We start from the raw sequence: 12,411 nt of genomic DNA, 5'->3' as shown, positions 1-12,411 counted from the left end.
TCATCGTCGGCACGGGAGTGACCGGCGCGACGGCTGCCCAGCAACTGCGGGCCGACGGCTACACCGATGCGCAGGTGACGGACATCTACCCTGGTCGGCCGGCAGCCCCGCTCGATTGGCGCAAGCCGAACCGCACACCCTGATCGTCGCGGCAGAATGCGAATCTGCCGAAGCCGGGTTCGTCAGGTCCGGGATCCTGCGCGTCGCCGCCGAGTTGCCGAACGGCGGCGACCGCGGCATCGATATCGACTACTTCGAAGAAGATGTCGATCCGGCGGTCTTCGTCGTCGTCATGCAGTCCACCCCGGACGCCGCCCGTTTCCAGCCATGCCTGGCCGCGGTCGCCCATCGCATGCGGAGTCCAGCCGAGTAACTGCGTGTAGAACTTCTGCGCCCGAACAGCGTCAGGAACGCCGATCTCGAAAAATGTGGGTTGCCCAGGCATTTGTTCCTCCATCGCCGACCGCTGTTGCTGAACGAACATTAGGTGCGGATCGGCGGCTGCGTCTTGGACAAATGTTCACTCAGTACTCGGCACCCTGTTACCCGGCAGGTCCGTGTAGCGCGCAGCGATCCATTCAGTTGGGCTGCACCCCGCGAACGACCGAAAGTCGCGGTTGAAGTGGGCTTGGTCGTAGTAGGCGCACGACAGTGCGATCGACGCGAGTGAGCGATGGCCCGGTTCCGTCATCAGTCGCACCGCGCGCTCGAAGCGCAATAATCTCGCCATCGCCTTCGGCGTCACGCCGACCTGTTCCCGAAATCGCGAAGCCAATCTCGCACGGCTCCAGCCGGTCTCGACGAGAAGGTCACCGATCACCGCCCGACCCTCGGTGCGGCGCAACGTATTCCAGGCGTACCCCACCTCAGGATCGGGCGCCGAACCCGCATCCGCCAACCGCGCAAACACGCCGTCGAGGACACCGAACCGTCCGTCCCAATCGGTCTCCGCGGCAAGATGTTCCGGCAGGTCGCGGCCGGTGCGGCCGAACAGATCCTCGAGTCCCACAACGCGATCGCTCAGTTCGTGCATCGACATACCGGTCATCGAAAAAACCGCGAGTGGCGTCAGCCTGACCTCGACGCAGTGCTGGGAACCGGCATGCAACGTCGCCGTAGGAGCCTGACCGATTCCAGCAGCGAAAGACTGCCACAGGCGTGGGCGGTCATGTTCCGCGACGTCCGACACAAGCAGGGGATCGTCGAATTCGACGATCAGAACCGCCCCGGAATTGGCGACCTCGGCGCGGTCGACCGGCGTCGTCGAATTTTCCCGGAATTCGGCGTACGACGTAACGACCCGTGCCAAAGCAGGAGCAGGCTGTGCGGTCACCGACTCCCAGGCTGCGGTCTCGGATCGGCCGCTCGCTGTACGCGCCCGGCGTTGCATACAACAATCGTGCGTTAACGCTCCTGCTCGCGCGTCATATTCCACTCCAAAGTTCGAACGGAGAAGGTGCGAGATGGACGTTGTGGTGTTTGTAGTCGTCGTAGGACTTTTGGCCTTCGCGTTGTTCGCGGCTGTGCGGGGAAACTCCCGGCACCGCAGCTACTGGGACGCCGGGTTCCTCGGTGACAGCGCCGGCGGCGACAGCGGCAGCTGCGGCGGCGGATGTGGCGGAGGTGGTGACTGACACTCCCAGGCAAAGCCTGTCCGAAGCGTGGCTTAGGTTAGCCTAAGCGCATGACTAAGTTACGGACACGCACTGCGGGCGCGATCGCAGCAGCCAGCTTGTTGATTCTGGCTGGCTGTGGCGACGACAGCAGCGACTCCCCTTCGCCATCGACGACATCTGCTGTTGTCGCCTCATCGTCGACCACCACGTCCGCGTCGGCGTCGTCTGCGCAGCCATCCGCACCGGCGACGACTATGCCGGAAAGCACCACGACCGAGCCGACGACAACAACAACCACAACTACGACTACCACGACGACCACCGAGGAGACGACGACTCCCGAGGCGCTCGCTCCGCCGGTCCCGTCGGAGGGTGAACTGCAGGGCAAACTGCAGTCGGCCCTGAACGGCTCGGCTAACGAACTCGAGTCGGGCGATGCGTCGTCGATCACAGTCGTTCGTGACCGGATCGCGCTGCTTCCCGGTTATTCGTGGTCCGTGGGCGGACCGGTCAGCGTGTCCGGTGACGTCCTCTCGGCGACCTTGCAGAGCTGCCTCGGTCAGTGCTTCCCGATCCCGCTCACCTGGAAGAACGTCGACGGAACGTGGAAGCTGTCTCAGGAAAGCCAGAACGAACTCGTCGGCTACGCGCAGATGGCCGGGAACTACTGACGATCTGCGGAGCCTGGTGTTGACCGTCAGACCTCGCGAAGGCCTATCGCCGCACAACCTGCGGCTAGTTCGTCGAGACCGAACGCGCTGACCGGTCCGCGCGCACCGACACCGTGCAATCGTCCATCGGCCGCGGTCGTCGCTCCCCACGCGAGTGCGTCGGCGGTGAAGTCGTACGGGTCGGGCCCAGTGAGCGTCACGGTGGCGAGCGGCTCGCCGGACGCCGAGATCGCTTCGGCAACGACCGTGACGCTCGCTCGGGCCCGCTGCTCTGCCGAAGGTCCGCCGGTCGAGCCTGGAACGAGTCTGCCCGCGACCGCACTCGCCAACGCTTTGAGTGGTGCAATCCGCCGGACCGGTGCCGTGAGGATCGTGCTCGCTGCCATCCCGCGCGCCAACACCGGCGGTGCCCCGAGGAAGCTGCCGACCTCGCGAAGCGTCGGGTGAATTTCTGGAAGCGTGAAGTGTTCGGCGCCCGGGACGGACACCGCGTGCAGATCCCGCCCGCGAACGGTGAAGCTACGAGTCCTTCGGCCCGCCCGCTCGTTGCTGACCCGTCCGTCCCGAAAAGCGAAGCCCTCTTCGAGCAGCACTCCAACTACAGAGGCACGTGTTCCTCCGCTGGTGCCGAACTGAGAGACGAAGTAGCCGACGTCGACACTCGTCGCGTCCGGACCGGCCTTTCGCAGGGCCAGGCCGCCGGCCAGAGCACCAGGCACAAAGTCGAAGCCGAATGCCGGAACGAGCGCGGACCTGGTTGTTGCTGCGAGGGGACCGAAACGTTCGAAGACATCCCGGATGAACGGACCCTCGCCGGTCGAGTCGAAGTAGTGCGCGCCGACCTCCGCAGCGGCACACACCGCGGGCTCGCCGTACTTCAGGAACGGACCCACGGTGCTCACTAGAACATCGCCGCGCCGCACGACGGCCGCCACAGATGCCGGGTCAGCCGCGTCCGCCACCGCGGTCTCGAGGCCACCGAGCTCGGCCGCCAGCGTCGCAACCCGATCGGCGCGCCGCGCCACCAGCACGGGGGATGCGCCGAGGCGGACGAGTGCGCGCGCCGTGAGGTCGCCCGTGTAGCCGGTCGCGCCGAAGACCACGATGCGGGCGGTCATGACCGCACCAGCCGAGAATCGAGGACGGCGATCGCGCGGCGGGCACTCTCCACGGCGCCTTCCATCGTCGAACACAGGTCTGTGCGGGTCCAGTCGCCCGCGAGGACCAGGTTGTCGATCGGCGTCCGCTGCGGTAGTCGCATGCGCTCGAATCCGGGCCGTGCCGAGAACGTCGCTCGCGGCTGGTGAATGACGTGCGTGTGCAATACCTTTGCATCTCGCGCAGCCGGATAGTGCAAGCGAAGCGATGCCATCGCCTGTTCCACGAACTCCTCCTTACGTAAACCCACCACGTCCCACGACGCACTCACTGCCAGCGAGTAGCAGTGCCCGGCCTCCGTCACTTCGCCGTGCATGCCCGACGTGTGAAAAACCCACTCCACCATGCAGTCCCGCAGGTTTTCAGCGACGCACTCGTTGCCCAGATGCCGGTCGAGCCAGACGTATACCGAGCTGATCGGCGCTGCGGTAATCTGCCGCGCCGGATCGAAGAAGCCGACCGAACCGAGTGGTGTCTCATCGAGCAACTTGCTCAGTGCCCACGGCGTGAGCGCAAGAACTACTGCGTCGGGCTCGAGCCGAGTCCCGTCCGCGAGAGTCAGGCTGCTCACGCGAAAACCGTCGAGTTCGAGCCCGGTCAGAGCTTGGCCCGAGATCACTTCTGCCCCATGATCGGCGAGGAACTTTTCAGCGGGAGCGACAAAACGATCATCGATCGGTACACGTGGCCAGCCCGCATCAGCGAAGCCGAGTCCCTTTCCGCGCCGCGCACCTTCGTGCACTGTTCGCAGGAAGGTATACGCCGACGCGTTTTCTGTCTTCTCGTTGACGATGCCGATGGCGAACTGATCGAGCGTCAAGCGGCGCAACGATTCCGGTGCGCCGATCCGCCGGTAGAACTCGTCGATCGTGATGTCGTCCAACTCGATCGACGGATTCGCCACAGCAGCACCGAGTTTTGCAAGTGCCCGCCAGGCCGCCGGTCGATCGCGCCATGGCAATGGGAGTGCTGCAAACCAGAACGGCGCCGCGAGCCTCCCCAATCGACCGAACCTCTCGGTCAGCCGTTGCGACGAGAGCAATCCGTGCTCGCGCGTTCTGATGGCGAAGGGCGGCGGTTCCCAGAGCACATGCTCTGCCGTGCCCAAAGTACTGATGTAGGAGCGCAACCCGGAGTAGAACCCGGCGAAGAGGTGCTGCCCGTTGTCGACGAGTTCACCCTGAGGCCCGATGTGGCGGATCCGGCGGGAGAACGTCCTGCCACCGAGCTGTCCACGCTTCTCTACCAAGGTGACCCGATGACCCGCCTCGGCGAGCCACACGGCCGAGGACAAACCGGCGAGGCCTGCGCCGACAACGACGATGTGTGCAGGCTCGGCCGCAGTCATCGCCGCAACCTCTTGCCGACCTGCCATGCGTCCGTGGCGAGAAGCGCCCACGCCACGAGGACGGGCTGGAACAACAGGCGTGCGCCGCGGGCGAGGTCGGTATCGAGCCCGAAAGCGTCTCTGTGCTCTACGAATTGAGCGATGTTGCCGGGGAAGATCGCCACGAAGAATGCTGCAGTGGCGGCACCCACAGCAGCCCGGCCCGGCTGCCGCCACGCTAGAAGCAAGGCTCCACCCAGACCGATCTCGACCGCACCCGACGCGAGCACCACGAAGTCCGCATCGAGCGGTACCCACGGCGGCACTTGCGCTTGGAACTCCTCACGCAAGACCGTCAGGTGCCCGACGCCCGCGCCGGCAAGGACGGCACCCAGACCCGCCTGCGCGAGTGTCTGCAATGTGCGCTTTTTCATCGGCGCCTTTCCGTTCACGAGAGCAGCTTCGACAGAGCTCGGGAGACCTGCTCGACCGCTGCGATATGGGTGACCTGACCGAGGGCGACCGGCACGAGCGCCGACGATACAAGCCCGAGAAACATATGTGACACCAAATGTGGATCGAACGTGGAATCGATCTCGCCACGTCGCTGACCACGGGCGATGAAAGCTGCGAAAGCCGTCTGGGCTTCGACCGCGGTCGAAGTGACTTCCAGTTCGCGCGGATAGAACAGGAGGTAGCGATACCGGGTGCCGAGCGCGACGCTGTCGTCGAGCAGCGCAACCAGTTCAGGCAAGACCGGCCCCCTCGACGGGAGCCGTGCGACGAGTGCAGCGATCTCCGCTTCCGAGGCCGCCTTGATCGCCGCGATCAGCGCCTCGCGGTTCTCGTAGTAGCGATACAGGGTGACGCGGGTCAATTCGGCGGCGTCTGCGATGTCGGTCATCGTCGCGGCCGGATTCGCCGCCAGCACCTGCGTCGCCGCCTCGATGATCCGCTTTTCGTTACGCACAACGTCTGACCGTTTCCCGGCACGAGGGCGGGTTGCGGAACTAGCGGACCGGGGCACTTCCGCATCTTTACATACTCCGCAGAATAAATCGATACAGCGTTGTCAAACTTATGACAAAGGGCTAACTTTTTGACATGACCCCAACGTTGTCGCGCAACACTTTTCCTCTCCTGCGGCGGGAGCCTGACTGCAGAGTCGCCGTTGTGACGGGCGCCGCATCGGGCATCGGCAAGGCCACGGCTCTGCTGCTCGCCCGACATGGTGCGAAAGTGCATTTGGTCGACATCGCCGCCGATCGCCTCATCGAGGTTGCGGACCTCGTCCGTGCCGAAGGGGGCGAACCCGTGACTCACGTTGTCGACGTGTCGGACCCCGCAGCGATGGCAGAGCTGGCCGACGCCGTCTTCGCCGGCGATGCTGCTGTCGACCTGCTGCACAACAATGCGGGGATCGGAGTCGGCGGCCGTTTCATCGATCTCACCCTCGACGACATCCAACGAACCGTCGGGGTCAATCTGCTCGGCACGATGTACGGGCTGCACTACTTCCTGCCGCGGATGCGCAAGCAAGGACGTCGCGGACACATTGTCAACACCGCGAGCGGTGCCGGTCTGGTGCCGATCCCCTTGCTCGGCACCTACTCGGCAGCCAAGCACGGCGTGGTCGCACTGACCGAGGCGCTGCATGCCGAGCACGCCGACGGGCAGGTGGGCTTCTCAGTCGTCTGCCCGGGGGTCATCGACACACCTATTTTGCGAAACAGCCCGCAACGGGGTGGTCTGGTCGACGTCGACCTCATCGATCGCCTGGCGAAACGGTTCGCAGCCTCGCCGGAGTCGGTGGCGGAAGCGGTCTGGGACGCCTACGCGCGCCGCAAGGTGGTCGTCGTGGTCGCGCCGCTGTTCGTCACCCCCGCGTGGTGGCTACGTCGACTTTCGCCGCGTGCCGCCCAATTCGGTAGCCGCCTCACGGCCGTGGCTCTCGAGCAGGTTCTCGGCGGTGCGGCCGAACGGGCCGGCAAAAAGGTGAACGCCTGAGTCGGCCGGACTCGTCGCTCTATTTCAGAAGCAGATCGGAACCACTGCCGATCCGAGCGAAATGCCGATGCAGGTCAGCTGGAGGCCGGCCGGCGTCGGCTCGAGATTCGCCGGTGTGGCCGCAGCCGTGGGCGCACTCAGCGCACCGACGGTAACCGAGAATGCGATCGCAGCGAATGCCGTGGCGAATCTGATGCGCATGTCGAGTCCTCAATCCGTAGGTGTCAGCCTGCTCCTGACATATTGCCGTTGTTCACCTTCCGCTGACGCACTTTCGAAATGACGGGCGGGAAACAACGTCGCTCGGCGGACGTCTGCGCACGCCCATGCCGCTATTGGTCAGGGTGGCGAACTGAGACCCTCGGGGACCTACTGTTGAGGCTGCGCGTGCCGCAGACTTTGCATAGCGGCGACGGAGATTGCCTGTTGCGCAGGCATCCTGAGTTGCGCTCCAGATTCGCCGACCGAAAAATGCAGAACCACATCGCTGTTCACCGGGTGCTGGTTCGAGTCGGGATCAGTGCCGTTGTTGTCCTTTCTATCTCGGCGTCCCGACTGCCGGGACGGCACCGATCGCGAAGCGCTGATGAACCGGCCAGAAAGAGAGTGGGACCGGTATATGACGACCTTCGACGGTGAAAATCACACTGACGCGACCGCACACCCGACTCAGCGGCGCAGGCACTCCAGGACAGGCGCACGTCCGACGATCAACGCTCTAGCGGCGGTGTGCTGCATCGTGCTCACGGGATGCGCTGTCTCCGTGGCGAATCCGAACCTCGACGCCGCGGCCTCCGGCGTTCCGTCCGATCGTGACCGAAAGGTCCAAGCCCGCCTCGATCGCCTCACGCGTGCAGGTGTCGTCGGCGTCGTCGCGACGGTGACCGAGAACGGTCACACTTCCACACTGGTCAGCGGACTCGCAGACATGGAAACGGGAGCCCCCATGCCGGCGAACGGACAGGTACGGGTCGGCAGCGTCACCAAGACATTCGTCTCCGCGATCCTCATGCAACTCGTCGCCGAGGGCAGCCTAGAACTCGATCGGCCGGTCGACGTCTATTTGCCCGGCGTGGTCGTCGGCGACGGTATCGACGGCAGAGCGATCACGGTGCGCCAGATTCTGCAGCACCGAAGCGGTCTGCCCGAGTTCTCGGACGATCCGCGCGGTGACGAGTTGGCAGCCGCTGCCGAGCACCGCATCGAGACGCCGTCGGACATGCTCGCTTTGGCGTTGAGCAAGCACGCCCAATTCGCACCCGGAACTGCTTTCAGGTACACGAATACGAACTACGTGGTCGCCGGCATACTCGTCGAACAACTGACAGGAAACAGCTTGGCTGACGAACTGCGGCGCCGAATTCTCGATCCATTCGGGTTGACTGAGACGTACCTCCCGGCACCGGGCGAAACGGAGATACGCGGTCCGCATCCAACCGGATACCAGAACATAGGCGGCACCGTGGTCGACGTATCGCGGATCGAGCCGTCGATCCCATGGGCTGCGGGATCGCTTGTCTCCACGGGAGCGGATCTGAACAGGTTCTTTCGGCAACTCGCGGATGGCAACGTAGTCCCGCCGGCGCAGCTGACCGAAATGCGGGCTGCGGAGCAACCCGGCAACACCCTCACGGGCATGCGTTACGGGCTCGGCGTGGGCATTACCGAATTGCCTTGCGGGATAACTTTCATCGGCCATCCTGGCGGTATACCCGGCTACTACACCCTGACAGGCGCAGACGATCAGGGCAGAGCCGTGACGATCACACAAACGCAGACACCGGTCATGCCGCCCGACCTGATGGGAATCATGGCGGACGCCCTGTGTCCGGTGTGATCATCTTCAGGGCTGACGCTTGGAGCGAGTGACGGGATTCGAACCCGTGTGAACGGCTTTGCAGGCCGGTGCCTTGCCTCTCAGCCACACCCGCGTCGATAAGGAACTATTCCGGGACGGGGCGCCGCCGCCGAGGTTTGCGATCAGCGTGATCGTTAACGGCAAAGTAGACGGTCGATTGCCGGGGGCTTGCACACGACCCGGGGGCAATGATCGCCGCGGACGACGGCCGCTCATCCTTGCCGCTTCGTCCAGCCGCTGCTGTTGGCGCTGGTGTGGGATTGACACTCTCAGCCTGCGGCGACGCTGAGTCGAACGTGCTTCGCACATCGCGTGACGACGACCCAGTTTCCGGACTGGCTGCCCATAGGAGCGGCGAAGTCACCCCGTGGCCTGAGCCGCCAGGAGGCGAGGACGCAACTCCCTGAATGGGTTCGAAAGGCACTCAACCGTCAGCGACGGGATGCAGTGGCGAGCACGACCGGCAAGGTGAGCGGTCGGCGGCTGAATCTGTTTTGGTGCCAACGCAATTCGCCGATGGGGACCGCGAGCGTCAACTCGTCGAGGCGGGGCAGCAACGCCGTCAGGACGATTTGTGCCTCACGCCGCGCCAAGGTGGCGCCTGGGCAATAGTGCGGACCTGCGCCGAATGCGAGATGTTTGTCGTCGTCGCGCGCGGGATCGAGCAGGTCCGGATTCTCGAATCGGGCTGGGTCGCGATTGGCCGCTGATAGGTCGATGTCGATCGAGCTGCCCGCAGGAACGATCGCGTCACCGAGTGGCAGGTCCTCGGTAACGAACCGCATCCATGTCCCACTCGTCGGGGTGATGTAGCGCAGCAATTCTTCGATGACGGTCGGCACCAACTCCGGCTCCTCGATCAAGACTTTCCGCAGCATCGGGGCGAACAGCAGTGTCAGAGTGCTCATCCCGAGGAAGCTGACCGTCGTCTCGTATCCCGCGACCAGCATGATGCTGGCGGTCCCGAGCGCTTCCGAATACGACAGACTCCCCGCTGCGGCACCCGCTGCAAGAACGCCGCACAACCCGGCGGTCGGCTCGCCCGCCAAGAACGACTCCAGGTAGTCGTCGAGCGACTGCGCGCCTGCCTCGCTTACACCGCGGTCTTCCATTGTCGAGGCTTCCGACCACCTGAGGACCTGCTCGCGGTCGCCGTCGGGCACTCCGAGAAGATCACAGATCACACCGTGAACAAGTGGCGCGAATGCGTCACCGATCAGATCGCCGCTGCCTCGCGCGACGATGGCGTCGAGCAGTCCGTGCGCGTTGTGTTCCAGCTTTTCAAGTGCGCTGTCGCAGCGACGAGGCGTCAAAGCAGTGCCGGCGACACGTCGCAATCGCGCATGGACGTCGCCATCGGACATCTGCATGCTCGTACCGCGACGCCTCAGCGACAACAGATCCGGCGGTGCCTGCGGGTGCAAGCGATCATCGACGAACGGGCTGTTGGACACTCGACGATCGCTGAGCACCGACATCGATTCCGCGAACCCGGAAACGAGATACCGCCCATCCGAGAGCCTCTGGACCGATCGGGCGCGCTCGCTCATCAGGGGAATTCTACGGCGGAGTTACACACGCCAGGGTGACTTCACAGCACTCACAGGGCCATTCGATGCCCTCCCAAGGGTGCCTTTTCGGCGGGTTGGCGACCGCGCAGACTTAGTTACACCACCCAGACCGACAGGGAGAACAACATGAAGAAGCCCGCTTTCCGCAAGAGCCTCACCGTCGCTACCGAGCTTGCCGCGGTCTCCCTGATGATGGCCGGCGCGGGCGCACTGGCAATGGGCCCCGCGTCGGCAGCACCAGCGGCCCAGTCGACGAGCATCGCCGCGCAGGCCTCGTCGAGCGCAGACGGCGCAGGCCAGCTCATCGACGACCGTGGCTGCCCGAAGTGCTACTACTGAGCGCGCCAGGCTGATTCGCCACGCTGCCCCGCCCGCGATTCGCGGCGGGGCAGCTGGCATTCGTCCCACTGTTCGGTCAGGCCGGTCGGTACTCGCGTTCAGCGGCGGAGTCGGAGCGCCAGAAACCCCGACACCGACGCCGCGAACAGCCCGAATGCTGCTGCGGTAAGGACGAATCCGAGGCTGCCGAGCCCGAAGCCACCCAGCGCGGTCGCGCCGATCGCCGTTCCGAGATACAGGGCTGAGTTGTTCCACGCCACCGCCGCGCTGCGCCTGCTGCCGGTAACGGTCGTCAGGAACACCTGGCTCGTACTGAAGAACGCGGCGCCCGCGAAGGCCGACGCTGCAAACCCGATGAGGGCGAGCCACCATTCGTCGGCAGCGGTCGCCAGGGCCAGAGACGCGGCAAGCATGATCGCCCAACCCATCCCCAACGCAGGTTCGGCCCGCCTTCCCGCACGCCACCAATCCACCACCGGACCCGCCACGAGCGACCCGGTGAACGATCCCAGCCCGACGACCGCGCCGACGACACCGAGCACGCCGGTGCCGAACCCGAACTGCTCGGCGAAGATCGCGCCGGCGTACGCATATGCACCGAGCCGGGCAGTCTGTGCCGCCGAGTTGGCGGACAGGATCAGCCGGAACGTCGGCATCTGCCACAGGCCGACCGATGCCCGCATCGCAGACCGCTTACGACTCCGTTGCACCGGGCGCGGGGGTTCTCGAAGCCGGAACGCGATCATCGTGCCCGCCAGCGCAAAGCCGACTGCCAGTCCGACGAACGCCCAGCGCCAGCCGGCACCTGCCGCGAGGACTGTGCCGAGCGGAACCCCGACAATCTGGCCACCGGCGTATGCGGCAGCTGCCCGGGCGATCGCCCTGCCGCGCTCGTGCGGTGCTGCGGACTCGGCGAGGTACGCCCAGATCACCGGACCGACGAGCGCGCCCCCGAGTCCGCCGATCACCCGGCCGATCAGCGCGACCGCCAAGCTCGGCGCCAGACCGGTCACGATGACGCCCGTAGCCATGACCGCGACGCCGAGCAGGATCACTTCGCGGCGGCGCCTGTTGGTCGTCAGGGCGCCGAAGATCGGACTGACCGAGGCGTACGCGAGTCCGAACGTCGTCACGACCCATGCGGTCGCCGAAATGCTCGTCCCGAATTGCTCGGACATCACGGGCAACAGAGGCGGGATCAGAAATAGATCGCTGCCCATCAAAAAGAACACTGCCCAGACGAGTACGTGCTGGGACCAAGGCGTTGCCCGATATCCCGGGGCCCCGTCGGCGCACATGGAATGATCGAACCATGCCCCCAACCCCGCCACTCCCGCTCGACCCGATCGAGGAGGCCCACCGCCAGTGGACCAAACACGGGTGGGGCGACGTCGCGGACGGGATGGCTGCCGTCACTTCCGTGATGCGTGCGCAACAGATCATGATGGCCCGAGTCGACGAAGTGTTGAAGCCGACGGGACTCACCTTTGCCCGCTACGAACTGCTAACCCTGTTGAGCTTCAGTCGATCCGGTGCATTGCCGATGGCGAAGGCCAGCGCCCGCCTGCAGGTCCATCCGACGAGCGTCACCAACGCGGTCGACCGCCTCGAAGCGGCGAATCTTGTTCGCCGCGTACCACACCCGAGCGATCGCCGCGCAACCCTCGTCGAGATCACCGAGGCCGGAAGGAAGTTGGCGCTCGAGGCGACCGAGCAACTCAATGCCCGGGTCTTCGGCCAGCCAGGTCTCGGCAATGAGAAACTGGATACTCTGGTTCGAATTCTCGCCGAACTGCGCGTAGCAGCGGGCGACTTCGACTCGACCGGCCGGCCCGCGAAGTGGCTGACCTAGATCAAGATCAAC

General features: G+C 65.0%; 15 protein-coding genes and 1 tRNA gene. 6 read left to right on the top strand and 10 right to left on the bottom strand.

Features of this window, described 5'->3' with window-relative positions:
• Positions 1-85: 85 nt before the first annotated feature.
• Entirely contained in the window at positions 86-445 is a 360-nt protein-coding gene (locus tag JGU72_RS25950) for a VOC family protein (protein WP_199686998.1), read from the bottom strand.
• Positions 446-520: 75 nt separating this feature from the next.
• Entirely contained in the window at positions 521-1,390 is an 870-nt protein-coding gene (locus JGU72_RS25945; RefSeq protein WP_199686997.1) for an AraC family transcriptional regulator, read from the bottom strand.
• 73 nt (positions 1,391-1,463) lie between these two features.
• On the opposite strand from JGU72_RS25945, the gene JGU72_RS25940 reads away from it, so the two are divergent.
• Together JGU72_RS25940 and JGU72_RS25935 are read left to right on the top strand one after the other, a co-directional pair.
• Positions 1,464-1,634: a hypothetical protein gene (locus tag JGU72_RS25940; RefSeq protein WP_199686996.1), complete on the top strand. Its 171-nt coding sequence runs from the start codon at positions 1,464-1,466 to the stop codon at positions 1,632-1,634.
• Positions 1,635-1,684: 50 nt separating this feature from the next.
• Positions 1,685-2,287 (top strand): hypothetical protein, encoded by a 603-nt coding sequence (locus tag JGU72_RS25935; RefSeq protein WP_199686995.1) that lies wholly within the window; start codon positions 1,685-1,687, stop codon positions 2,285-2,287.
• 26 nt (positions 2,288-2,313) lie between these two features.
• Here the strand turns inward: JGU72_RS25935 and JGU72_RS25930 are convergent, their stop codons facing one another.
• Genes JGU72_RS25930 through JGU72_RS25915 form a run of 4 tightly spaced genes read right to left on the bottom strand, consistent with a single transcriptional unit; the run spans position 2,314 to position 5,742 of the window.
• Complete coding sequence (locus tag JGU72_RS25930) at positions 2,314-3,405, bottom strand: saccharopine dehydrogenase family protein (protein WP_199686994.1); 1,092 nt, start codon at positions 3,403-3,405, stop codon at positions 2,314-2,316.
• Positions 3,402-4,793 (bottom strand): hydroxysqualene dehydroxylase, encoded by a 1,392-nt coding sequence (locus JGU72_RS25925; protein WP_199686993.1) that lies wholly within the window; start codon positions 4,791-4,793, stop codon positions 3,402-3,404. Before JGU72_RS25925 ends, JGU72_RS25930 begins: the two co-directional genes overlap by 4 nt.
• The gene (locus tag JGU72_RS25920) at positions 4,790-5,206 is read right to left on the bottom strand and encodes a DoxX family protein (RefSeq protein WP_199687150.1); all 417 of its coding nucleotides are present in this window, start codon (positions 5,204-5,206) and stop codon (positions 4,790-4,792) included. The genes JGU72_RS25925 and JGU72_RS25920 overlap by 4 nt, the downstream gene beginning before the upstream one ends.
• A gap of 14 nt (positions 5,207-5,220) precedes the next feature.
• Positions 5,221-5,742, bottom strand: a complete 522-nt coding sequence (locus tag JGU72_RS25915; RefSeq protein ID WP_199686992.1) for a TetR/AcrR family transcriptional regulator — start codon at positions 5,740-5,742, stop codon at positions 5,221-5,223.
• A gap of 203 nt (positions 5,743-5,945) precedes the next feature.
• On the opposite strand from JGU72_RS25915, the gene JGU72_RS25910 reads away from it, so the two are divergent.
• A complete protein-coding gene (locus tag JGU72_RS25910; RefSeq protein WP_199686991.1) occupies positions 5,946-6,779 on the top strand; it encodes an SDR family NAD(P)-dependent oxidoreductase in 834 nt (277 codons plus the stop codon).
• 24 nt (positions 6,780-6,803) lie between these two features.
• Here JGU72_RS25910 and JGU72_RS25905 read toward each other — a convergent pair whose 3' ends face one another.
• Positions 6,804-6,980, bottom strand: coding sequence for a hypothetical protein (locus JGU72_RS25905; RefSeq protein WP_199686990.1), 177 nt, complete (start codon positions 6,978-6,980; stop codon positions 6,804-6,806).
• A 562-nt stretch (positions 6,981-7,542) separates the two neighbouring features.
• On the opposite strand from JGU72_RS25905, the gene JGU72_RS25900 reads away from it, so the two are divergent.
• Positions 7,543-8,616 (top strand): serine hydrolase domain-containing protein, encoded by a 1,074-nt coding sequence (locus tag JGU72_RS25900; RefSeq protein ID WP_199686989.1) that lies wholly within the window; start codon positions 7,543-7,545, stop codon positions 8,614-8,616.
• A 20-nt stretch (positions 8,617-8,636) separates the two neighbouring features.
• On the opposite strand, the gene JGU72_RS25895 is transcribed toward JGU72_RS25900, so the two are convergent.
• Both JGU72_RS25895 and JGU72_RS25890 read right to left on the bottom strand, forming a co-directional pair.
• Positions 8,637-8,710, bottom strand: a tRNA-Cys gene (locus tag JGU72_RS25895).
• 358 nt (positions 8,711-9,068) lie between these two features.
• Positions 9,069-10,187: a cytochrome P450 gene (locus JGU72_RS25890; RefSeq protein ID WP_199686988.1), complete on the bottom strand. Its 1,119-nt coding sequence runs from the start codon at positions 10,185-10,187 to the stop codon at positions 9,069-9,071.
• 147 nt (positions 10,188-10,334) lie between these two features.
• On the opposite strand from JGU72_RS25890, the gene JGU72_RS25885 reads away from it, so the two are divergent.
• On the top strand, positions 10,335-10,547 hold the full coding sequence (locus JGU72_RS25885) for a hypothetical protein (RefSeq protein ID WP_199686987.1): 213 nt from the start codon (positions 10,335-10,337) through the stop codon (positions 10,545-10,547).
• A 98-nt stretch (positions 10,548-10,645) separates the two neighbouring features.
• Here the strand turns inward: JGU72_RS25885 and JGU72_RS25880 are convergent, their stop codons facing one another.
• Positions 10,646-11,845 carry an MFS transporter gene (locus JGU72_RS25880; RefSeq protein ID WP_199686986.1) on the bottom strand — a complete coding sequence of 400 codons (1,200 nt, stop codon included), beginning with the start codon at positions 11,843-11,845 and terminating at the stop codon, positions 10,646-10,648.
• 14 nt (positions 11,846-11,859) lie between these two features.
• Here JGU72_RS25880 and JGU72_RS25875 point away from each other — a divergent pair, with 14 nt between their 5' ends.
• The gene (locus JGU72_RS25875; RefSeq protein ID WP_199686985.1) at positions 11,860-12,399 is read left to right on the top strand and encodes a MarR family winged helix-turn-helix transcriptional regulator; all 540 of its coding nucleotides are present in this window, start codon (positions 11,860-11,862) and stop codon (positions 12,397-12,399) included.
• Positions 12,400-12,411: the final 12 nt, after the last annotated feature.

It is taken from the genome of Antrihabitans auranticaus (assembly GCF_016481275.1).
Classification (GTDB): Bacteria; Actinomycetota; Actinomycetes; order Mycobacteriales; family Mycobacteriaceae; genus Antrihabitans.
Note: the sequence above shows the minus strand (reverse complement) of the source record. Positions and strands in the feature narration are given on the sequence as shown.

Bases quoted from the DNA above. Each gene is read 5' to 3' on its own strand.
- JGU72_RS25950 (WP_199686998.1), bottom strand. From the start codon at position 445: ATGCCTGGGCAACCCACATTTTTCGAGATCGGCGTTCCTGACGCTGTT.
- JGU72_RS25945 (WP_199686997.1), bottom strand. From the start codon at position 1,390: ATGCAACGCCGGGCGCGTACAGCGAGCGGCCGATCCGAGACCGCAGCC.
- JGU72_RS25940 (WP_199686996.1), top strand. From the start codon at position 1,464: ATGGACGTTGTGGTGTTTGTAGTCGTCGTAGGACTTTTGGCCTTCGCG.
- JGU72_RS25935 (WP_199686995.1), top strand. From the start codon at position 1,685: ATGACTAAGTTACGGACACGCACTGCGGGCGCGATCGCAGCAGCCAGC.
- JGU72_RS25930 (WP_199686994.1), bottom strand. From the start codon at position 3,405: ATGACCGCCCGCATCGTGGTCTTCGGCGCGACCGGCTACACGGGCGAC.
- JGU72_RS25925 (WP_199686993.1), bottom strand. From the start codon at position 4,793: ATGACTGCGGCCGAGCCTGCACACATCGTCGTTGTCGGCGCAGGCCTC.
- JGU72_RS25920 (WP_199687150.1), bottom strand. From the start codon at position 5,206: ATGAAAAAGCGCACATTGCAGACACTCGCGCAGGCGGGTCTGGGTGCC.
- JGU72_RS25905 (WP_199686990.1), bottom strand. From the start codon at position 6,980: ATGCGCATCAGATTCGCCACGGCATTCGCTGCGATCGCATTCTCGGTT.
- JGU72_RS25890 (WP_199686988.1), bottom strand. From the start codon at position 10,187: ATGAGCGAGCGCGCCCGATCGGTCCAGAGGCTCTCGGATGGGCGGTAT.
- JGU72_RS25885 (WP_199686987.1), top strand. From the start codon at position 10,335: ATGAAGAAGCCCGCTTTCCGCAAGAGCCTCACCGTCGCTACCGAGCTT.
- JGU72_RS25880 (WP_199686986.1), bottom strand. From the start codon at position 11,845: ATGTGCGCCGACGGGGCCCCGGGATATCGGGCAACGCCTTGGTCCCAG.
- JGU72_RS25875 (WP_199686985.1), top strand. From the start codon at position 11,860: ATGCCCCCAACCCCGCCACTCCCGCTCGACCCGATCGAGGAGGCCCAC.